Below are 17,311 nucleotides of genomic sequence, written 5' to 3'. Positions count from 1 at the left end.
GCGGATTTGGGCACCCCTGCCGGGTCAGCGGTCCAGCCGGGCGAGGGCGTACGCCGGCCGATCAGTGATGATCCCGTCCGCGCCCGCGGCCAGCACCAGCTCCAGGTCGGTCGGTTCGTTGACCGTCCAGACGTACACCTGGTTGCCGGCCATGCGAAGTGCGGGCAGCAGTTTCGGACGGGCCCGGACCAGGCCGATGCCCGGTGCCGCGATACGGGTGCCGAACGGCAGCCGACCCAGCCGCAGCCAGGGCGGCAACACCTCCAGCAACAGCACCGTGGGCAGCTTCGGAGCGAGCTCGCGTACCCGGCGGACCGCCAGCGGGGAGAACGACATGACGGTGACCTGCACGGGGTCGTCCGGCGCCGGATCGGCCAGCCCGTACCGACGCAACAGACCGACCAGTCGCCGTTCCACGTTCGAGCCATAGCGGGACGGATGTTTCGTCTCCACCAGCAGCCGGACCGGCCGGCCGGCGGCAAGCACCGCGTCCAGCAGCCGGGCCAGGGTCAGCAGCCGGGTGTGCGACTCGTCCGGCGGCAGGTCCCCGCTCGGCGCGCTCCCCGGATGCCACGAGCCGAAGTCCAGCGCGTCCAGTTCGGCGAGCGTACGCGCGCTGACCAGACCGCGACCGTTGCTGGTGCGGTCGAGTCGTCGGTCGTGCACGCAGACCAGGTGCCCGTCCCGGGTCAGCCGGACGTCGCACTCCAGGCCGTCGGCGCCCTCGTCGAGAGCGCGCAGGTACGCGGCGAGGGTGTGCTCGGGAAGGTCGTACGAGGCGCCGCGGTGCGCGAAGACCAGTGGTCCAGCCATCCCGGCCGCCTCAGATGACCTGGCCGGGCTGCCCGTTCGCGTCGACCACCGGTCGGCCGACGGCAGCCCACTGGCGCATCCCGCCGTCGGCGTTACGCACCTGCTCCCAGCCGTTGTTGATCAGGTAGGCGACGACCTGGGCGGAACGCCCCCCGGAGCGGCAGACGACCGCCACGTCCCGGTCGGTGGGCACCTCCGCGAGCCGAGCCGGCAGCTCCATCATCGGCAGGTGGTGGGCATGGGGAGCGTGGCCGGCCGCCCATTCGTCGTCCTCCCGCACATCCAGCAGGTAGGTCTCGTCGGCGATCTCGGTCACGGGCACGGTGGGAACCTGGGGTCCGAACACAGGAAGCAACACTAGATCCTCATCGACCGGTTCGGCACCGACCTGGCCGTCAGCACCGTCACAACCGGGTCACCCAGCGCGGGTTGGCCAGCGCCCAGGTCGGCATCTGTCGGCCGCGAACCGCCTCGAACAGCCCGTCGCCCCCGTTGTCCAGCACCACGTACGAGACCTCGTCGATGGTCTGTGGGGACGACGGCACCTGGATGCCGCGCATCCCGTCGGGCGGCAGCGCGCGCAGCGCGAGGAGCAGATCCTCCAGGGGTACGCCGTTGGTGTCGACGGTCAACGAGCCGCCCACCGCCCGGAGCACCTGGTCGAACTTGACCGGGTTGCTCCGCAGGTCGGCCTTGCCGGCGCTGTCCAGCATCGCCCGGAGCAGTTGCTGCTGGTGGTGCTGCCGGTCGTAGTCGCCGCCGGGCAGGTCGTAGCGCTGTCGTACGTAGTCGAGCGCCTGTGCCCCGTCCATCTGTTGGCACCCGGTGGGGAAGACCCGATTGGTGTGGATCGAGCGGACCTCGGTGTCCACGCACATCTCCACCCCGCCGAGCAGGTCGATGACCTTCCGGAAGCCGGAGAAGTCGATCAGTGCGGCACCGTCGAACCGGATTCCGGTGAGCCGGTTCAGGGTGGCGGAGAGCAGTTGGGCCCCGGCCTGCCCGCCACCGCCGTGCTCGTACGCGGCATTGATCTTGTCCTGCCCGCCACCGAAGCCGTTCGCGGGCGGAATGGTGACCAGTAGGTCGCGCGGGATGGAGACCAGGTAGGCCTCCCGCTGGCCGGCGGGCACGTGCACGATGAGGATGGTGTCCGAGCGTTGGTCCGGTCCGCTGTCGCCGGGTCGCCGGTCGGAGCCGACCAGGAGGTAGTTGAGTGGCCCGTCCAGGTCGGTCCGGTCGGTGCGGGCGTCGGGGTCGAGCAGTTGCTCCTTGGCCACCGTGCGGTCGTACCGGTGGCTGAGCGTCTTCATCCCGACCAGGGTGAGCCCGGCCAGCAGGACGAGGACCAGGCCGATGCCGAGCAGGATCCGCGACCCTCGGGCGCGGCGTGGTCGGGCGGTCGGGGCCCCTCCGGCCCGGCCCGCCGCGTTCCGTCCCCACCTGGACGTGACAGCCTCCCCGCCGATACGTGAAACCTGCTCACGTAAGGCTACGGGCGGTGACGGTGCCGTCGCCGGGTTTCGTGACTTCCGGCCACCGCCCTCACTTGCGAGTGGAGATCACCTCGGGGTGGGTGAAGACGAATTCGGCGAGCTTGTCCTGCTTGACCGCTTGGAACATGGCCAGCGTCTCTTCGCTCAGGGCCTCGTTGCCGTTGCCGTTGCCGTTGAACGTGCCGTTGTTGGTCTTGAGCATGGTCAGCTCGTTCGCGGTGACCCCGCGCATGGTGAAGATGAACTTCTCGATCGGCACGCCGCCGGTGTCCAACACGAGCGCCTTACCCGCCGTCTTGACCAGCTGCTGGAGCTTGGCGGGCTTGGTCAGCATGCCGCCGTCGGTCGCCTTCCGGGCCATCGCCTTGATCAGCTGCTGCTGGTTCTGCTGCCGGTCGTAGTCGCCGCCGGGCAGTCCGTAGCGCTGCCGGGAGTAGTCCAGGGCCGCCCAGCCCTCCATCTCCTGGCAGCCCTTCTTGTGCAGCACCGGGGTCATCTTCTTGCCGGTCTTCTTGGCGTCGGCGTTCCACAACGGCTTGCCGTCGACGTACGACATGTGCTTCGACTTGACCTCGTGGCTCACGCAGATCTTCACCGTGCCGAGGGTGTCGATGACGCTCTTGAAGCCGCCGAAGTTGATGATTGCCGCGCCGTCGAAGCTGACGTCGGTGAGTTGCTGGATCGTCTCGGCCATCAGCTGAGCGCCGCCCTCCCACCCGCCGCCGTTGCGGGCACCCACCTCGAAGGCTGCATTGATCTTCCCGTTGCCGCCGGCCCAACCGTTCTTCGGGCGGGCCGGGATGTGCGCCTCGGTGTCCCGGGGGATGGAGATCAGGTACGCCTGGTCGTGCGTGGCCGGAATGTGCAGGATGATGATGCTGTCCGAGCGGACGTTGTCGGCTGCCCAGCGCTCCCGTGCGTCCACGCCGAGCAGCAGCATGTCGATCGGCCCGTCCAGGCTCGCCCCGCCCTCGGCGTCGGTCTTGCCGGCCCCACCCAGGAGGTTGCGCTGGGCGATGTCACCGGTCGCCTGACCGATCAGCACCTTGCTGCCGACGACGACCGCCCCGCTGCTGAGCATCAGCACCGCCCCGAACACCACGGTCAGTCGCGCCCAGAGCGGGTCCTTGCGCTTGGTCCGCTTCCGCGCCGATCCACCGCCACCCGCCCGGCCGTCATCGCCACCGCCGGGCGGGCGATCGCCCGGCCCACCGCGCGAGGGGCTGGCCTGTACAGGTATGGCTGCGGCGACCCGGCCGCTGGGGGCGGCGGGCCCGGGGGACGAAGGGCGACGACTGGCCTGAACCGGCATGCGTGCTCCAGCTCGTGATCAGGAGGGGGCGGCACCACTGTACGTACATCAATTCGACTTGGCGAGTTCATCCCGGGTCAATCCGGACGTCTGTTTTCTCGTGCTCAGTCGATCGTCGCCGCTCGATGACCCGAACGGCGGGGTGGCCGTCGGGCCGCCGACGGTCGTACCGGCAGGCCACCCCCTGGATGCGGTCAGCCGCCGTCGTTGCTCTTCGGCGGGTTGGCCTTGACCCAGTCCGCCATGGTGTCCGCCGACATGGCCCGGTACATGGCGAGCGCCTTCTCCCGGTCCGAGACCACCACCGACTCGCCGTTGATCGTGTCGCTGCCCGAGTTCGGGCTGGTCACAAAGGTGAGGTTCTGGCCGCGCAGGTTGCGGAACTGCAGCGCCATGTCTGTAACCGAGAAACCCTGGTCGACGGTTACGGCCGCGGTGACCGATTGGAGGAAATTGTTGAGCTTCGCCGGGTTCGCCAGCGTGCCGGTGCTCGCGGCCTTGTCCATCAGCGCCCGGAGGAAATCCTGCTGGTGCCGCATCCGGGCGAAGTCTCCGTCCGGGAACTGCTTGCGCTGACGGATCCAGTCCAGCGCCTCGGCGCCGTCCATGTGGTTGGTGCCCTTGGTGAACGTCCGGTACGGCTTGTGGATCGAGGTGATCGTCCGCTCCACCTTGAGGTCCACCCCGTCGAGGGCGTCGGTGACCTCCTTGAAACCGCCGAAGTCGATCGCCATCACGTGGTCGATCCGGACGTCGCTGAAGCACTCCACCGTACGCACCGCCAGCGGCAGCCCGCCGAACGCGAACGCCGCGTTGATCTTCGCGCGCTTGCCGGAGTCGCAGTCCGCGCCGGCGCTCTCCGGGATCGGCACGTAGAGGTCCCGCGGGATGGAGACCAGGTAAGCCTCCTGGTGGTCCGCCGGGATGTGCATCACGATGATCGTGTCGGCGCGCCACTGACTCTTGCTGTCGACCGGCGCGTCCGGGTCTCGCGAGTCGCTACCGACGAGCAGGATGTTCAGCGCCCCATCAACGGTCTTGGTCGGCCTGCCACCGGTGATCTCCGCGAACGGGTCGGTGCGGGCCAGATCGCCGTTGAGGTTGCGCGCGTACAGCCACGCACCCACGCTGCCGAGCAGCGCCAGCACCAACACCGCGATCCCCGCCACGAGGGCGATCCGACCCCAGCGCGGTCGCGGGCCACGCCGCCCCGAACCGCCGGTGCCACCCGGTCCGCCGGGCCCTCTCGGCCCGGCCGGTCCGCCGGGCCTGGGCTGCTCCTCGGCATACGACGGGTAGAAGCGCGCCTCGGTCGGTCGGGCACGCCCGGAGGCGCCCCGATCGGGGCCGGGGACCGACGCGCGCCCGGCGCTGCGGTGCAGATGCGGACGCGGGACGCCGGCAGGCGAAGTCGCTGACATGTAACTCAGGGTACGTAGCGGGAGCCACCGCCGCCTTCAGGCGACACTCAGAGACAGTCGATGGCCAACCAACCGGTTACCCTAGCCGCGCCCGGAAGTACTCGATCGTGCGTCGCAGGCCATCTTCGGGCGCCACCGTCGGCTCGTATCCGAGCAGTTCGCGGGCGAGCGTGAGATCGGGCCGACGCATCTCGGGGTCGTCCGAGCTGCGCGTGACATAGGTCACCGGCGAGCTGCTGTCGGAGAGCGACACGATCAATTCAGCGAGTTGCCGCATGGTCAGCTCGTGCTCGGTGCCGCAGTTGACCGGGCCGGTCTCGGTCGAGTCGAGCAGCAGCAGGATGCCCCGCACCAGGTCCTCGACGAAACAGATCGACCGGGTCTGGTTGCCGGTGCCGTGCACGGTGATCGGCTCGCCGCGCAGCGCCTGGGAGATGAAGGTGGGGATGGCGCGGCCGTCGTCCGGGCGCATCCGCGGGCCGTACGTGTTGAAGATCCGGACGATCGCCGCGTCGAGCCCGCGGTAGCGGTGGTACGCCATGGTGGCCGCCTCGGAGAAGCGCTTCGCCTCGTCGTAGACGCTGCGGACCCCGATCGGGTTGACGTTGCCCCAGTAGGTCTCGCGCTGCGGGTGCTCCTTCGGGTCCCCGTACGCCTCGGAGGTGGAGGCCATCAGGAACCGGGCGCCGTCGGCGACCGCGCGCTCCAACAGGTGCAGGGTGCCGACCGAGCCGACCCGGAGGATCTCCACCGGCAGTTGGGCGAAGTCGGTGGGGCTGGCCGGTGAGGCCATGTGCAGGATCGCGTCGAACCGCTCGGCCAGCGCCGGATGGTGGGTCGGCAGGCCGTCGGAGAGGTCCGCCTCGACCAGGGTGAAGGTTGGCCGGTCCAGCAGGTGGGCGACATTTTCCTTGGAGCCGGTGACGAAATTGTCCAGCGCCACCACCGTGCAACCACGGGCGATCAGGACGTCCACCAGGTGCGACGGGACGAAACCAGCTCCGCCGGTCACGAGGACGCGGTGACCGGACCCGAAGCGCTCAGCAACCTTCATGACGCTCAGCCTACCGACCCCCAACTGGAGGAAAGGGACCCCTGCTGACGCGTGGCGTCAACAGGAGTCCCGTCCTGACAGTGCGCAACGATCAGTGGGCGCCAGCGCCGGTGAGGGCGCGCACCTCCAGCTCCGCGTACTTGTCCTCGTCGTGCTCCTTGGAGATGACAGTGCCGATCCACCCGCACAGGAAACCGAACGGGATGGAGAGGATGCCCGGGTTGGACAGCGGGAACCACTGCCAGTCGTGATCCGGGAACATCGAGGTCGCCGCACCGGAGACCACTGGCGAGAAGAACACCAGCAGTACGGCCGAGAGCAGACCGCCGTAGATCGCCCAGACCGCGCCGGAAGTGTTGAACCGCTTCCAGAACAGGCTGTAGAGGATCGCCGGCAGGTTGCCCGAGGCGGCGACCGCGAAGGCCAGCGCGACCAGGAACGCCACGTTGAGGTTCTGCGCGTAGATCGACAGGGCGATCGACACCGCGCCGATCACCAGGGCGGAGATCCGGGCGACCCGTACCTCCTGCCGCTCCGACGTGTCGCCCTTCTTGATGACGTTGGCGTAGAAGTCGTGCGCCAGGCTGGACGACGAGGCCAACGTCAACCCGGCGACCACCGCCAGGATGGTGGCGAAGGCGACCGCCGCGATGATCGCCAGCAGAGCCGCTCCACCTAGTTCGCCGCCGAAGAACTCGATGCCGAGCGCTTCGGCCAGCTGCGGCGCCGCGGTGTTGCCGGCCTTGTCCTGCGCCGTGATCGCCGCGCTGCCCACCAACGCCGCCGCACCGAAGCCGAGGGCCAGGGTGAGCAGGTAGAAGGTGCCGATGATGCCGATCGCCCAGAGCACGCTCTTGCGGGCCGCCTTCGCGGTCGGCACCGTGTAGAAGCGGATCAGGATGTGCGGCAGACCGGCGGTGCCGAGCACCAGGGCGATACCCAGGGACAGCAGGTCCACCTTGTTGTAGAAGGTCTGCGTCGAGTTGCCGGCGACCTCGACGCCGTACCGCAGCCCGGGTTCGAGGAACGCGCTGCCCTTGCCGGACGCCTCGGCGGCCTGGCCCAGGAGGGCCGACAGGTTGAAGTTGAACTTCGCCAGCACCAGGATCGTCATCAGCAGCGCGCCGCCCATGAGCAGGAACGCCTTGACGATCTGCACGTAGGTGGTGCCCTTCATGCCACCCACGGTGACGTAGATGATCATCAGTGCGCCGACCATGATGATGGTGGCGATCTTCGCGGTGGACGCGTCCATGCCGAGGAAGGTCGTCCCCGGCCGGATGCCGAGCAGCAGCGCGACCAGCGCGCCGGCACCCACCATCTGCGCGAGCAGATAGAAGATCGACACCGTGATGGTGGAGACCGCTGCCGCCGTACGCACCGGACGCTGGCGCATCCGGAAGGCCAGCACGTCGGCCATCGTGTACCGGCCCGAGTTCCGCAGCAGCTCCGCGACCAGCAGCAGGGCCACCAGCCACGCGACCAGGAAGCCGATCGAGTAGAGGAAGCCGTCGTAGCCGTAGAGCGCGATGATGCCGGCGATACCGAGGAACGAGGCGGCCGACATGTAGTCGCCACCGATCGCCATGCCGTTCTGGAATCCGCTGAAGGACCGGCCGCCGGCGTAGAAGTCGGTCGCCGTCTTGGTCTGGCGGCTGGCCCAGATGGTGATGGCCAGGGTCACCGCCACGAAGACCAGGAAGAGCGTGATGGTCAGGTTGCGGGCGGTGTGATTGCCCGCCTCAGCAGCCAGGAACGTCTCAACCGCGTGGACCTTGCTCATGGGTCACCTCCCCGATCTCTTCGCGGATCCGGTCGGCGATTGGGTCGATCTTCCGGTCCGCGTACCGGGAGTAGAGCCAGGCGATCAGGAACGTGGAGACGAACTGGAGCAGGCCGAAGACGAGCGCGACGTTGATGTTGCTGCCGAACAGCTTCGTGCCCATGAAGTCCCGGGCGTACGCGGAGAGAATGACGTAGAGCGCATACCACAGGAAGAACGCGACGGTCATCGGGAAGACGAAGCCGCGCAGCGCACGCCGCAGCCCGGCGAACTCGTCCGACCGTTGTACGGCCAGGTACTTGTCCGACTGGGAAGCGGCCGGAGCGGGTGTGTCCGTGGACATCTGTGGATCACCACCTTCACAGGCGTCAGAGGAGTTTCGCGCACCGTAAAGAGCGCACTCCCCGACAGGGAAGGCCGAGATCGACGCCGGTCGGCGAGTGCGCCGAGCGGTTGGCTGGCTGCGCCAAGTGACTCAGGTCACTGCGGTGATCGGTCGGTCCGGGTTCAGGACGGCAGCTCGTGGTACCGGCCGCGATAGTGCAGCAGCGGAGAGGCATCCTCGGCCAGGTCGACCGCCTCGATGGTGGCCTCCACCAGCAGGCCCCAGCCGTACTCCCGGGCGGTGTCCAGCCGGCACCCGGCCCAACCGCCCGCGTCCGCCGGCACCGGCCCGTAGGGCGTCTCGATCCACGCGTCCGCGGCGAAGAGCCCGCCCGGGGAGGGGAACAGGCCGGCGAACCGGTCGGCGAGCTGCCGGTGCGGCGGACCGAGCGGCGTGACCGCGAACTGGCCCGCATCCTCGGCTGCCGCCCAGAAGTCGGACTCCGGGTCGATCAGCCCGAGCAGCCGGTCCGGCTCCCCCTCGGCGACCAGGGTGGACGACACCGTGAGCCCGGCCGGGCCGGGGGCCGTCCAGAGGGTCACCGGGGCGGCGAGCCGACCACGCAGTCGACGTACCGGCGATCGCTGCCCGCTCGGCACCGCGAACGGGTCGGTGGAATGGATCTCGGCACCCGGCTCATGATTCACGTGAAACATTGTGACCCCGCCCGCCCTCCTCGCGGACCCGGACGGACGGGCCGCGCTCAGCGGCGCGGCGTGACCGTGGCCAGCAGCTCCGGCTGACGCCGGTCCAGCACGTCACCGGCCAGGTACGCGCCCAGCAGAGCCGTGCCCAGCCCGTACGCGATGCCCACCGGCAGGGCCAGCCAGAGCCAGGCGTCACCGAGCAGCCCCGCTGCCACCACCATCGGCACCGCGACGACCGCAGAGATGACCATGGACAGCAGGGTGAGCAGTCCCTTCGCCAGGCCGGCGCCGCTGTTCATCGCGAACGGGTTGCTCGTCTCCGGCAGCGAGTACGCCCCGAGCACCGAGACGAAGCTGTTCACCGCCAATCCCGCGCCGTAGGTGGCCGCGAGGCTGCCTGCCGTCAACCCGATCCATTCGGGCCGACCGAGCACCACCGACAGCACCACCGCGACGATCGCCAGCATTGGCAGCACGTACAGCGAGAAGGCCGTCATCCGTGCGCGCAGCTCCACCCGGCCCGGCACGCCGGCCACCACGTTCGCGGCGTACGCGCTGCCGTCGAAGCCGAACTGGTTGGCGAGGGTGACCGCGGCGAGCACGCCCACGAAGACCATCGAGATGGTGACCACGACAGGCGAGCTGTCACTGGCAGCCGCCGTGAACCCTTCGTCGTTCATGGACGCGAAATCCCCGCCCGTAACGTTGATCAACACCGGCACGAAGATGCCGACCACCGCGATTGTGATCAGGTTGGCCCGGCGGCGAGCGTCCCGCCACCAGTAGCGGGCCTCCCGGGCGACCAACGTGCCGAACCGGTCCCGACGGGCCCAGCCGGCGATCCAGGGAAACAGTTGGCTGACCGCGCCGCCGGTGGCACCGCGCTGCACCGGAGCCTTGCCGGCACTCACCGCGCCCACCATCGCCGACTCCAGCGACCGCGACCACCACGCCAACAGAACACCGAGCGCCACCACCGTGATCAGCAACTTGACCGGTGCCGCCCACACCCGACCCTGGGCCACGTCGATGCCGGCGGTCCACGGAGCGCCCAACGGCGTCCAACCGAGAACCGTCGCCACACCGGCCAGCCGGGTCCAGTCCGCCTCCCGTAGCGCGGCGAGGCCGAACAACTGCAACGGCCCGAGCAGTGCGGCCGTCACCGCCAGCAGCACGGCCGCCAGGTCCCGGACCCGTCGGGACCGCAACATGGTGGCGAAGGCGCTGGTCACCGCCCGGCTCGCGGCCACGCAGAGCAGCAGCCCGCCCACCACGCCGACGACGGCCACCAGGCCGGCGGTCCAACCGCCCAACGCCCAGGCGGTGAACACCATCCCGAACGACGCAACCAGCACCGCCAGCGCGGGCACGCTGATCAGGGCCGCGACGAACAGACCGGTCACCAGGGTCCGTCGCGACAGCGGTAGCAGCGCGAACCGGGCCGGATCGAGTGTCTCGTCGACCCCGAAGAAGATCAGCGGCAGCAGCAGCCAGGCGAGCACCAGAAGCCCGCCGCCGCCCGCGGCGGCCAGCACGGCGTACTGGCCGTCGCCCGCCAGCCCGGGCGCGGCGAAGAGGAAGAAGCCACTGACGGCGAACCAGAGCCCGAGCACCCCGCCACCGATGAACATGGCGATCCGCCAGCCCTGGCCCCGGAAACTGTTGCCCATTACCCGCAGCTTGAGCCGCACGAAGTGCCGCGCGGTGACGACGCGTACCGGCGCGCCGGGCGCGGCGTCCGTGCTCACTGGGAGAGCCACGACAGCTCCTCACCGGTTGCCGTGCGCCCGCCGACCACCTCGACGAAGACCTGCTCCAGCGAGCGGTCCCCGCGCACCTCGGAAAGCGTGCCGACCCGCTTGATGGTGCCGCCGGCCAGAATCGCCACGTGCGAGCAGAGGCGTTCGACGACCTCCATCACGTGACTGGAGAAGACCACCGTGCCGCCGCCCGCCGCGTACCGGGTGAGGATGTCCCGGATCAGCGCGGCGGACACCGGGTCGACCGCCTCGAACGGCTCGTCCAGCACCAACAGCCGGGGGCCGTGCAGCAGCGCGCAGGCCAGGCCGATCTTCTTCTTCATGCCGGCCGAGTAGTCCACCACCAGCGTCCGACCGGCGTCGCCGAGCGCCAGCACGTCGAGCAGCTCCGCGGCCCGCTGGTCGACCACCGCCGGGTCCATCCCGCGCAACAACCCGTTGTACGCCAGCAGTTCCGCCCCGGTCAGCCGGTCGAACAGCCGGACACCGTCGGGCATCACACCGAGCAGTCGCTTCGCGGTGAGCGGGTCCTGCCACACGTCGTGCCCGAGCACCCAGGCCGAACCAGCGTCCGGCCGCAGCAGCCCGACCGCCATCGACAGGGTGGTGGTCTTGCCGGCGCCGTTCGGCCCGAGCAGGCCGTAGAAGGAGCCGGCGGGAACGTCGAGGTCGACGCCGGCCACCGCGATCGTGCCGTCGAACCGCTTGGCCAGGCCACGCAGTGCGAGCGCGGGGTGCTCAACAGTCATGAACCGAACGTTAACCGCCGGTCGCCGCTTGCGCCGTCAGGCCACGGGTGGATTCGCGATCATCCGCGAGGCGGACGGCCCGTCGGCTCAGCCGTGGAACAGCTACAGGCGGAGCGCCTCGGGAGTGTGCAGGCGGAGCATGATGGCCGCGACGTCGGCCGGTGCCCGACGCCGGGTCGCCATCGACACCGCGACCATCACGGTGAAGGCCAGCGGCACCGTCCAGGCGGCCGGCTGGGTGGTGAGCGTGGCCGGCCAGCCGGACAGCGGCGGACCGAGCACGGTGACCAGCACCGCCCCGATCGCCGCCCCGCCGCCGACCACCACGCCGGCGGCGGCGCCCACGTCGGTCAGCCCACGCCACCAGATGCCGAGCACCAGCAGCGGGCAGAAACTCGACGCGGCGACCGCGAAGGCCAACCCGACGACCTGCGAGACGTCCAGCCCGGAGACGTGCAGCGCCAGGACCGTCGGCACAGCTCCGGCGATCACCGTGGCGAGCCGGAAGCCGCGTACCGAGCCCCGACCGAGCACATCCGTCGAGATCACGCCGGCGACGCTGGTCAACAGCCCGGACGAGGTGGAGAGGAAGGCCGCGAACGCGCCCGCCGAGACCAGTGCCGCGAGCAGTCGCCCAAGTGTCCCGTCGCCGAGGGCCGCACCGGGCAACAGCACCACCACCGCGTCGGTCTGCCCGCTGACCAGCAGTTGTGGGGTGTAGATCCGGCCGAGCACCCCGTACAGGGTGGGCAGCAGATAGAAGACTCCGACCAGGGCCAGCACGACCAGGGTGGTCCGGCGTGCCGCCGCGCCGTCCGGGTTGGTGTAGAAGCGGACCAGCACGTGCGGCAGGCCCATGGTGCCCAGGAACGTGGCCAGGATCAGCGAGTACGTGGCGAACAGCCCCCGGTCGTCGTTGCCCGCGGCGCTGGGCAGCAGCCAATCGCTGGCGTCGGTGGCCACTCCGGATACTTCCGGCACCGGATCACCGGCAGCGAAGGTCAATTCGTCGCCGGGGCGTACCTCCCGGATGTCGCCGTCGGGCAGGGTGAGGGTCGCGCGGTGCTCGACCACGACGGTGGTCGCGGCCCGGAACGTCGGCCCGTCGGGCGGAGTCACCGCCGGGCGGCCGTCGGCCTGCCACTGCAGCGCCAGGAAGATCACCGGTACGGCGAGCGCGGTCAGCTTGAGCCAGTACTGGAACGCCTGCACGAAGGTGATGGCCCGCATCCCGCCCAGCGCCACGTTGGCGGTGACCACGGCGGCGACCAGGAGGGCACCGAGCGGGTACGGGGAGCCGGCCACCGTGGCCAGGGTGAGACCGGCGCCCTGGAGTTGCGGCACCAGGTACAGCCAACCGATGAAGATCACGAAGGCGGTGGCCAGGATGCGGAGCCGGCGGGACCCCAGCCGCAGCTCACAGAAGTCGGGCAGGGTGAACGCGCCGGAGCGGCGCAGCGGCGCCGCCACGAAGAGCAGCAGAGCCAGGTAGCCGGCGGCGAACCCGACCGGATACCAGAGCACGTCCACGCCGTACTTGAGGACCAGCCCGGCGATGCCGAGGAAGCTCGCCGCCGACAGGTACTCCCCGCCGATGGCGGCGGCGTTCCACGTCGGACTGACCGCCCGGGACGCGACCAGGAAATCGGAGGTGGTCCGGGCCAGCCGCAACCCGTAGAAGCCGATCCCGACGGTGACCAGGGTGACCGCGACGATGGCCGGGACCACGAAGTCGTTGCCCACCTCAGCGCTCCGGCCGCTGCACCAGATCGGTGAAGTCCTGTTCGTTGCGCTCGGCCAGCCGCACGTACGCCCAGCCCACCGCGATCAGGAACGGGAAGGAGGCCACCCCGAGCAGCAGCCACGGCAGGTTGACGCCGGCCACGGTGGTCCGGCCGAGCGACGGTGCGATGGCGAACAGCCAGGGCAGCCCGCCCAACCCGATGACCACCACCATGGACAGCCGCAACGCCAGCGCGAGTTGAGCCCGGACCAGGCCACGGACCAGCGCTTCGCCGACCTGCGTCTGCTGGGCCAACTCGGCGCGGGTCCGCTCGGCGCGCGTGTCCTGCCGGGTGATCTCGGCCAGCACGATCCGGGCCCGCCGGGGCGGCGGTACCGCACCGCCCGACCCCACGTCAGGGAGTTGCTTGGCCACCCCGGCAGTCTTGCCCGCCGTGCGGGATTGTCAAGCGTTCCCGATCACCATCCCCGCAGACCGAGACAGTCCGTCGCGCTGCCGGTCAGCGGGATCGTGTCGAGCTTCCGGCGAGCCTGCTCCCGGCCGAGGTTCGTCGCCCAGACTCCGTCCCGGGGCAGCTCGGCGGCGATCTGCCCCAGGGCGCAGACGCGCATCGGCTCCGGCAGTCGGGCCAGGGCCGGTACGGCGTCAGCCGACAGCCCGGACAGGTAGCCGACGTCCAACCGGCCGGTCTGCAGGTACCGGTCGACGTTCCGCTCGGCGATCAACCGGTCCGGGTTGACCAGGGCCAACCCGAGCAACGCCAGGACCGCCGTTCCGATCACCAGCCGGGGCAGCCAGGCGGCCCGCAGCCGCACCACGGCCACCCCGACCAGGACGAAGAGCAGCCCGAGCCAGAGTTCGACGGTCGTCACGAAGAGCCTGAGACGGGTGGCGCCGTACGCGTCGGTGTAGACCTGCATCCGGTAGAGCGCGGAGGCGACAACCACCAGGCTGAGCGCGGCGAGCGTGCCGAGCAGTACGCGGACCAGCAGCCGGCCGGCCCGGGTGGCCTTCGGTGCCCGGCGGGCGGCGACCGCGATGACCAGCAGGGTGAGCGCGCTGACGGCGAGCAACTGCCAGAACCCGCCGCGGGCGTACTCGGCGTAGGTGAGCCCGGCCGTCTCCAGCACGTGCCCCGCCCCGCCGAACAACACCGTCAACTGGACCAGCACGAACGCGGCGAACAGGGCGTCGAGCAACACCAGTGGGAGGGTCCACTCCAGCCGGTGAGCCGGCCGGGACGGCCCCGGACGCAGGCCTTCCAAGTCGGGTGGACGGCTGACCAGGTACGCGGCACCGAGCAGCCCACAGCCGATCAACAGCAGACGCAGCAGCCACCCGATCACACCGGCTGCTGAGATGTCGGGCAGCAGCCCCGTGACCAGATCGGCGAAGACCGCGTCGGCGGAGGAGAAGAGCAGACCGAAGAGCAACAGCAGGCCGGCGGAGATAGTCAAGCTGGTCAGGATGCGCCCGAGCCCGATCCCCGACCCGGCCGGGCGGGTGTCGCGCAGTCCGCGTACCGCCCAGGGGAGCGCCCGTACCGTCGCGGCCGGCGGCAGTGTCGCGGCGACCAGCATCCCGAGCGGGCTTCGCCCACCGGTCACGGCGAGTGTCCCGGTCACCGCCGCCGCGATCAGGCAGAGAGCGAAGAGCCAGCCGGCGGCCCGGACCGTGCCGACGGCGACCAGGGCGACCGTCGCGGCGGCCCAGGCGACCTGTGCCGCCCGCCCCGGTGCCCCCGTGGCACCGGGACGGGCGGTGGCTGTGCGCGGCGTGGTGACGCCCGCCGTCGGGGACGGCGCCGGAGCCCGGACGACGTCGGCGGTGGCTGTGCGCGGCGTGGGGACGCTCGCCGTCGGGGACGGTGCCGCGGCTCGGAGGATGCTGGCGGTGACGAGGGCGGCGGTGCCGGCCAGCGCGGCCACCAGCCAGCCGAGGCCGGGACGGACCGTCGTGAGCGCCGAGGTGCCGATGACCGCCGCCGCGGTCAGTGCCGCCAGGATCAGCGGGCGGGCCGACCCGGACGGGCCTGGCCAGCGCCGCTCGATCAGCGACGGTGGCCGCGGCAGAGCGGGTGCGGCCGGCCATGGTTGGGGCTGACCGGCGGCAGGTGGGACGGCCGGGCCAGGCCTGACAGCCGTGGGAACCTGCGGTCCGGCGGGGCCGGGTTTGGCGGTCGGGGGGACCTGCGGTCCGGCCGGACCGCTGCTTGGAAGGGGGTTGGTGCCAGGGGTGGTCATGCGATCTCTCTCCGGTCTGGCCCGTCGCTCGGGATGGTGACCTGGATGCGGCAGCCGGGCCGGTCACCCCGGTGCGGTTTGGCGGGATCGAGGACAGCGATCCGACCGCCGTGCAGTTCGACGACCCAGCGGGCGATGGCGAGGCCGAGCCCGGTCCCGCCGCCAGCCGAGCGATCGCCGCGGGTGAACCGCTCGAAGACCCGTAGACGCTCGCCGGGCGGAATGCCCTGGCCCTCGTCGCTCACCTCGAAGCGGAGTTGGTCGGCGTGTTCCTCTGCGCTGAGTCGGACGGTGCCGCCGGGTGGGCTGTGTCGCGCCGCGTTGTCGAGCAGGTTCGCGAACACCTGGTGCAGCCGCCACGGGTCCCCGTGGATGGTCAGCGGCGTCGGCAGCTCGCGGAGCTGGAACGTCACGTCCAGTCCGGCGCCGGACGCGCTGGCGGTGGCGTGCTCCACCGCCTCGTCGAGGAAGTCCCCCACGTCGATGCGTACCCGCCGCAGCGGCACCACCCCGGCGTCGAGGCGGGACAGGTCGAGCAGGTCAGCGACGAGGTGCCCGAGCCGTTCGGTCTGGGCCAGCGCCGATCGCAGCGCCGCCGGTTCCGGATCGGCCACCCCGTCCACCATGTTCTCCAACACGCCCTGAAGTGCGGTGATCGGCGTACGCAGCTCGTGCGAGACGTTGGCGATCAGCTCGCGTCGGCGCTGGTCGGCGGCGTGCAGATCCTCGGCCATCTTGTTGAACGCCTGAGCCAGCTCGCCGACCTCGTCGCGGGAGGTGGCACGTACCCGCCTGGTGTAGTCGCCGCGGGCCATCGCACCGGCGGCCGCCGTCATGTCCCGCAGCGGCGAGGTCATGCCATGGGCGAGCACCTGCGACGTCAGCAGGGCGACGGCGATGGCGGTCGCCGAGGTCACCGGTGGCGGCCAGCCGATGCCGTACGAGAAGTAGGCCAGCCCGGCCGCACCGCTGGCCACCAGCAGCACGCCGAGTTTCAGCTTGATGGACCGCACCGGATCCAGGGGGCGGGGCAGCAGCTCCAGCACCCGGTCCAGTCGGGCGAGCACGGTGGCGGTCATGACGGCAGCTCCAGGGCGTAGCCGACACCGTGCACGGTACGGATGAGACCCGCACCCAACTTGCGACGCAGTGCCTTGATGTGGCTGTCCACCGTGCGGGTGCCGCTTCCGTCGACCCATCCCCACACGTCGGCGAGCAGCCGTTCCCGGGGGAGCACCGTGCGCGGTCGCCCGGCGAGGTGGACCAGCAGGTCGAACTCGGTCGGCGTGAGGTGCACGTCCGTGCCGTCGCGGCGGACCCGCCGCTCGGCCTCGTTGATCTCGATGTCGCCGAGGCGGATGGCGGGCGGCGTCGGAGTGGCGGCCCGCTCCACCCGCCGCAGCAGGACGTGCACCCGAGCCGCCAGTTCCCGCATCGAAAACGGCTTCGTGAGGTAGTCGTCCGCGCCGACCGCGAGCCCAACCAGCAGGTCGTTCTCGTCGTCGCGGGCCGTGAGCATCAGCACCGGCACCGGCCGGTCGGCCTGGATCCGGCGGCACACCTCCAGGCCGTCGAAGCCGGGCAGCATCACGTCGAGGACGACGAGATCCGGCTGCCCGGCGTGGAACTGCGCGACCGCGCTCGGCCCGTCCGCCGCGATCTGCACCGCGAAACCCTCTGCCCGCAATCGGGCGGCGATGGACTCGGCAATGGTTCGTTCGTCCTCGACCACCAGTACCCGGCGTTCCTTCATGGCTCCTGACTGTAGGGAGCCGCCGTGGAGATCAGTGGGTCGCGTTGTGAATAACCTGTGGAGAACGGTTCACGCCTGTGGATAACTCGGCGGACGTGCTGGCTGGCCTGTGCGAAGACCCGTGGCTCGTTGTGGACGATCGGCGGAGCTG

16 protein-coding genes are annotated in these 17,311 nt (G+C 70.5%); all 16 read right to left on the bottom strand.

All coding sequences use genetic code 11. The features are described from left to right. Positions 1-24: 24 nt before the first annotated feature. The 16 genes from JOD64_RS13845 to JOD64_RS13770 all read right to left on the bottom strand — a co-directional run bounded on the left by JOD64_RS13845 (position 25) and on the right by JOD64_RS13770 (position 17,160). The gene (locus tag JOD64_RS13845) at positions 25-813 is read right to left on the bottom strand and encodes a glycerophosphodiester phosphodiesterase (RefSeq protein WP_204942609.1); all 789 of its coding nucleotides are present in this window, start codon (positions 811-813) and stop codon (positions 25-27) included. A gap of 10 nt (positions 814-823) precedes the next feature. After that, positions 824-1,159 carry a rhodanese-like domain-containing protein gene (locus JOD64_RS13840; protein WP_110564760.1) on the bottom strand — a complete coding sequence of 112 codons (336 nt, stop codon included), beginning with the start codon at positions 1,157-1,159 and terminating at the stop codon, positions 824-826. Positions 1,160-1,217: 58 nt separating this feature from the next. Continuing rightward, positions 1,218-2,126: an LCP family protein gene (locus tag JOD64_RS13835; RefSeq protein WP_204942608.1), complete on the bottom strand. Its 909-nt coding sequence runs from the start codon at positions 2,124-2,126 to the stop codon at positions 1,218-1,220. A 232-nt stretch (positions 2,127-2,358) separates the two neighbouring features. Then, entirely contained in the window at positions 2,359-3,621 is a 1,263-nt protein-coding gene (locus tag JOD64_RS13830) for an LCP family protein (protein ID WP_204942607.1), read from the bottom strand. Between the two features lie 194 nt (positions 3,622-3,815). Continuing rightward, positions 3,816-5,042 (bottom strand): LCP family protein, encoded by a 1,227-nt coding sequence (locus JOD64_RS13825; protein WP_204942606.1) that lies wholly within the window; start codon positions 5,040-5,042, stop codon positions 3,816-3,818. 76 nt (positions 5,043-5,118) lie between these two features. After that, positions 5,119-6,096, bottom strand: coding sequence for an NAD-dependent epimerase/dehydratase family protein (locus JOD64_RS13820; RefSeq protein WP_204942605.1), 978 nt, complete (start codon positions 6,094-6,096; stop codon positions 5,119-5,121). Between the two features lie 91 nt (positions 6,097-6,187). Beyond that, positions 6,188-7,879, bottom strand: coding sequence for a monocarboxylic acid transporter (locus tag JOD64_RS13815; protein ID WP_204942604.1), 1,692 nt, complete (start codon positions 7,877-7,879; stop codon positions 6,188-6,190). Beyond that, positions 7,857-8,222, bottom strand: coding sequence for a DUF485 domain-containing protein (locus JOD64_RS13810; protein WP_110564755.1), 366 nt, complete (start codon positions 8,220-8,222; stop codon positions 7,857-7,859). Before JOD64_RS13810 ends, JOD64_RS13815 begins: the two co-directional genes overlap by 23 nt. A gap of 164 nt (positions 8,223-8,386) precedes the next feature. Beyond that, positions 8,387-8,971 carry a flavin reductase family protein gene (locus JOD64_RS13805; protein ID WP_372434243.1) on the bottom strand — a complete coding sequence of 195 codons (585 nt, stop codon included), beginning with the start codon at positions 8,969-8,971 and terminating at the stop codon, positions 8,387-8,389. Continuing rightward, positions 8,968-10,671 carry an ABC transporter permease gene (locus tag JOD64_RS13800; RefSeq protein ID WP_204942602.1) on the bottom strand — a complete coding sequence of 568 codons (1,704 nt, stop codon included), beginning with the start codon at positions 10,669-10,671 and terminating at the stop codon, positions 8,968-8,970. The genes JOD64_RS13805 and JOD64_RS13800 overlap by 4 nt, the downstream gene beginning before the upstream one ends. Next, a complete protein-coding gene (locus tag JOD64_RS13795; RefSeq protein ID WP_204942601.1) occupies positions 10,656-11,420 on the bottom strand; it encodes an ABC transporter ATP-binding protein in 765 nt (254 codons plus the stop codon). The genes JOD64_RS13800 and JOD64_RS13795 overlap by 16 nt, the downstream gene beginning before the upstream one ends. 102 nt (positions 11,421-11,522) lie before the next feature. Next, positions 11,523-13,163, bottom strand: coding sequence for a sodium/solute symporter (locus JOD64_RS13790; protein WP_204942600.1), 1,641 nt, complete (start codon positions 13,161-13,163; stop codon positions 11,523-11,525). Between the two features lies 1 nt (position 13,164). Further along, positions 13,165-13,578, bottom strand: a complete 414-nt coding sequence (locus JOD64_RS13785) for a DUF485 domain-containing protein (protein WP_307813382.1) — start codon at positions 13,576-13,578, stop codon at positions 13,165-13,167. Between the two features lie 44 nt (positions 13,579-13,622). Beyond that, entirely contained in the window at positions 13,623-15,407 is a 1,785-nt protein-coding gene (locus tag JOD64_RS13780; protein ID WP_204942599.1) for a DUF4153 domain-containing protein, read from the bottom strand. Further along, the gene (locus JOD64_RS13775) at positions 15,404-16,486 is read right to left on the bottom strand and encodes a sensor histidine kinase (RefSeq protein ID WP_204942598.1); all 1,083 of its coding nucleotides are present in this window, start codon (positions 16,484-16,486) and stop codon (positions 15,404-15,406) included. The genes JOD64_RS13780 and JOD64_RS13775 overlap by 4 nt, the downstream gene beginning before the upstream one ends. Further along, positions 16,483-17,160 (bottom strand): response regulator transcription factor, encoded by a 678-nt coding sequence (locus JOD64_RS13770; protein WP_204942597.1) that lies wholly within the window; start codon positions 17,158-17,160, stop codon positions 16,483-16,485. The genes JOD64_RS13775 and JOD64_RS13770 overlap by 4 nt, the downstream gene beginning before the upstream one ends. Positions 17,161-17,311: the final 151 nt, after the last annotated feature.

It is taken from the genome of Micromonospora luteifusca (assembly GCF_016907275.1).
In the GTDB taxonomy this organism is placed as follows: domain Bacteria; phylum Actinomycetota; class Actinomycetes; order Mycobacteriales; family Micromonosporaceae; genus Micromonospora; species Micromonospora luteifusca.
Note: the sequence above shows the minus strand (reverse complement) of the source record. Positions and strands in the feature narration are given on the sequence as shown.

Coding starts and splice junctions, on each gene's coding strand:
- JOD64_RS13845 (WP_204942609.1), bottom strand. CDS start 813: ATGGCTGGACCACTGGTCTTCGCGCACCGCGGCGCCTCGTACGACCTT.
- JOD64_RS13835 (WP_204942608.1), bottom strand. CDS start 2,126: ATGAAGACGCTCAGCCACCGGTACGACCGCACGGTGGCCAAGGAGCAA.
- JOD64_RS13830 (WP_204942607.1), bottom strand. CDS start 3,621: ATGCCGGTTCAGGCCAGTCGTCGCCCTTCGTCCCCCGGGCCCGCCGCC.
- JOD64_RS13825 (WP_204942606.1), bottom strand. CDS start 5,042: ATGTCAGCGACTTCGCCTGCCGGCGTCCCGCGTCCGCATCTGCACCGC.
- JOD64_RS13820 (WP_204942605.1), bottom strand. CDS start 6,096: ATGAAGGTTGCTGAGCGCTTCGGGTCCGGTCACCGCGTCCTCGTGACC.
- JOD64_RS13815 (WP_204942604.1), bottom strand. CDS start 7,879: ATGAGCAAGGTCCACGCGGTTGAGACGTTCCTGGCTGCTGAGGCGGGC.
- JOD64_RS13810 (WP_110564755.1), bottom strand. CDS start 8,222: ATGTCCACGGACACACCCGCTCCGGCCGCTTCCCAGTCGGACAAGTAC.
- JOD64_RS13795 (WP_204942601.1), bottom strand. CDS start 11,420: ATGACTGTTGAGCACCCCGCGCTCGCACTGCGTGGCCTGGCCAAGCGG.
- JOD64_RS13780 (WP_204942599.1), bottom strand. CDS start 15,407: ATGACCACCCCTGGCACCAACCCCCTTCCAAGCAGCGGTCCGGCCGGA.
- JOD64_RS13775 (WP_204942598.1), bottom strand. CDS start 16,486: ATGACCGCCACCGTGCTCGCCCGACTGGACCGGGTGCTGGAGCTGCTG.
- JOD64_RS13770 (WP_204942597.1), bottom strand. CDS start 17,160: ATGAAGGAACGCCGGGTACTGGTGGTCGAGGACGAACGAACCATTGCC.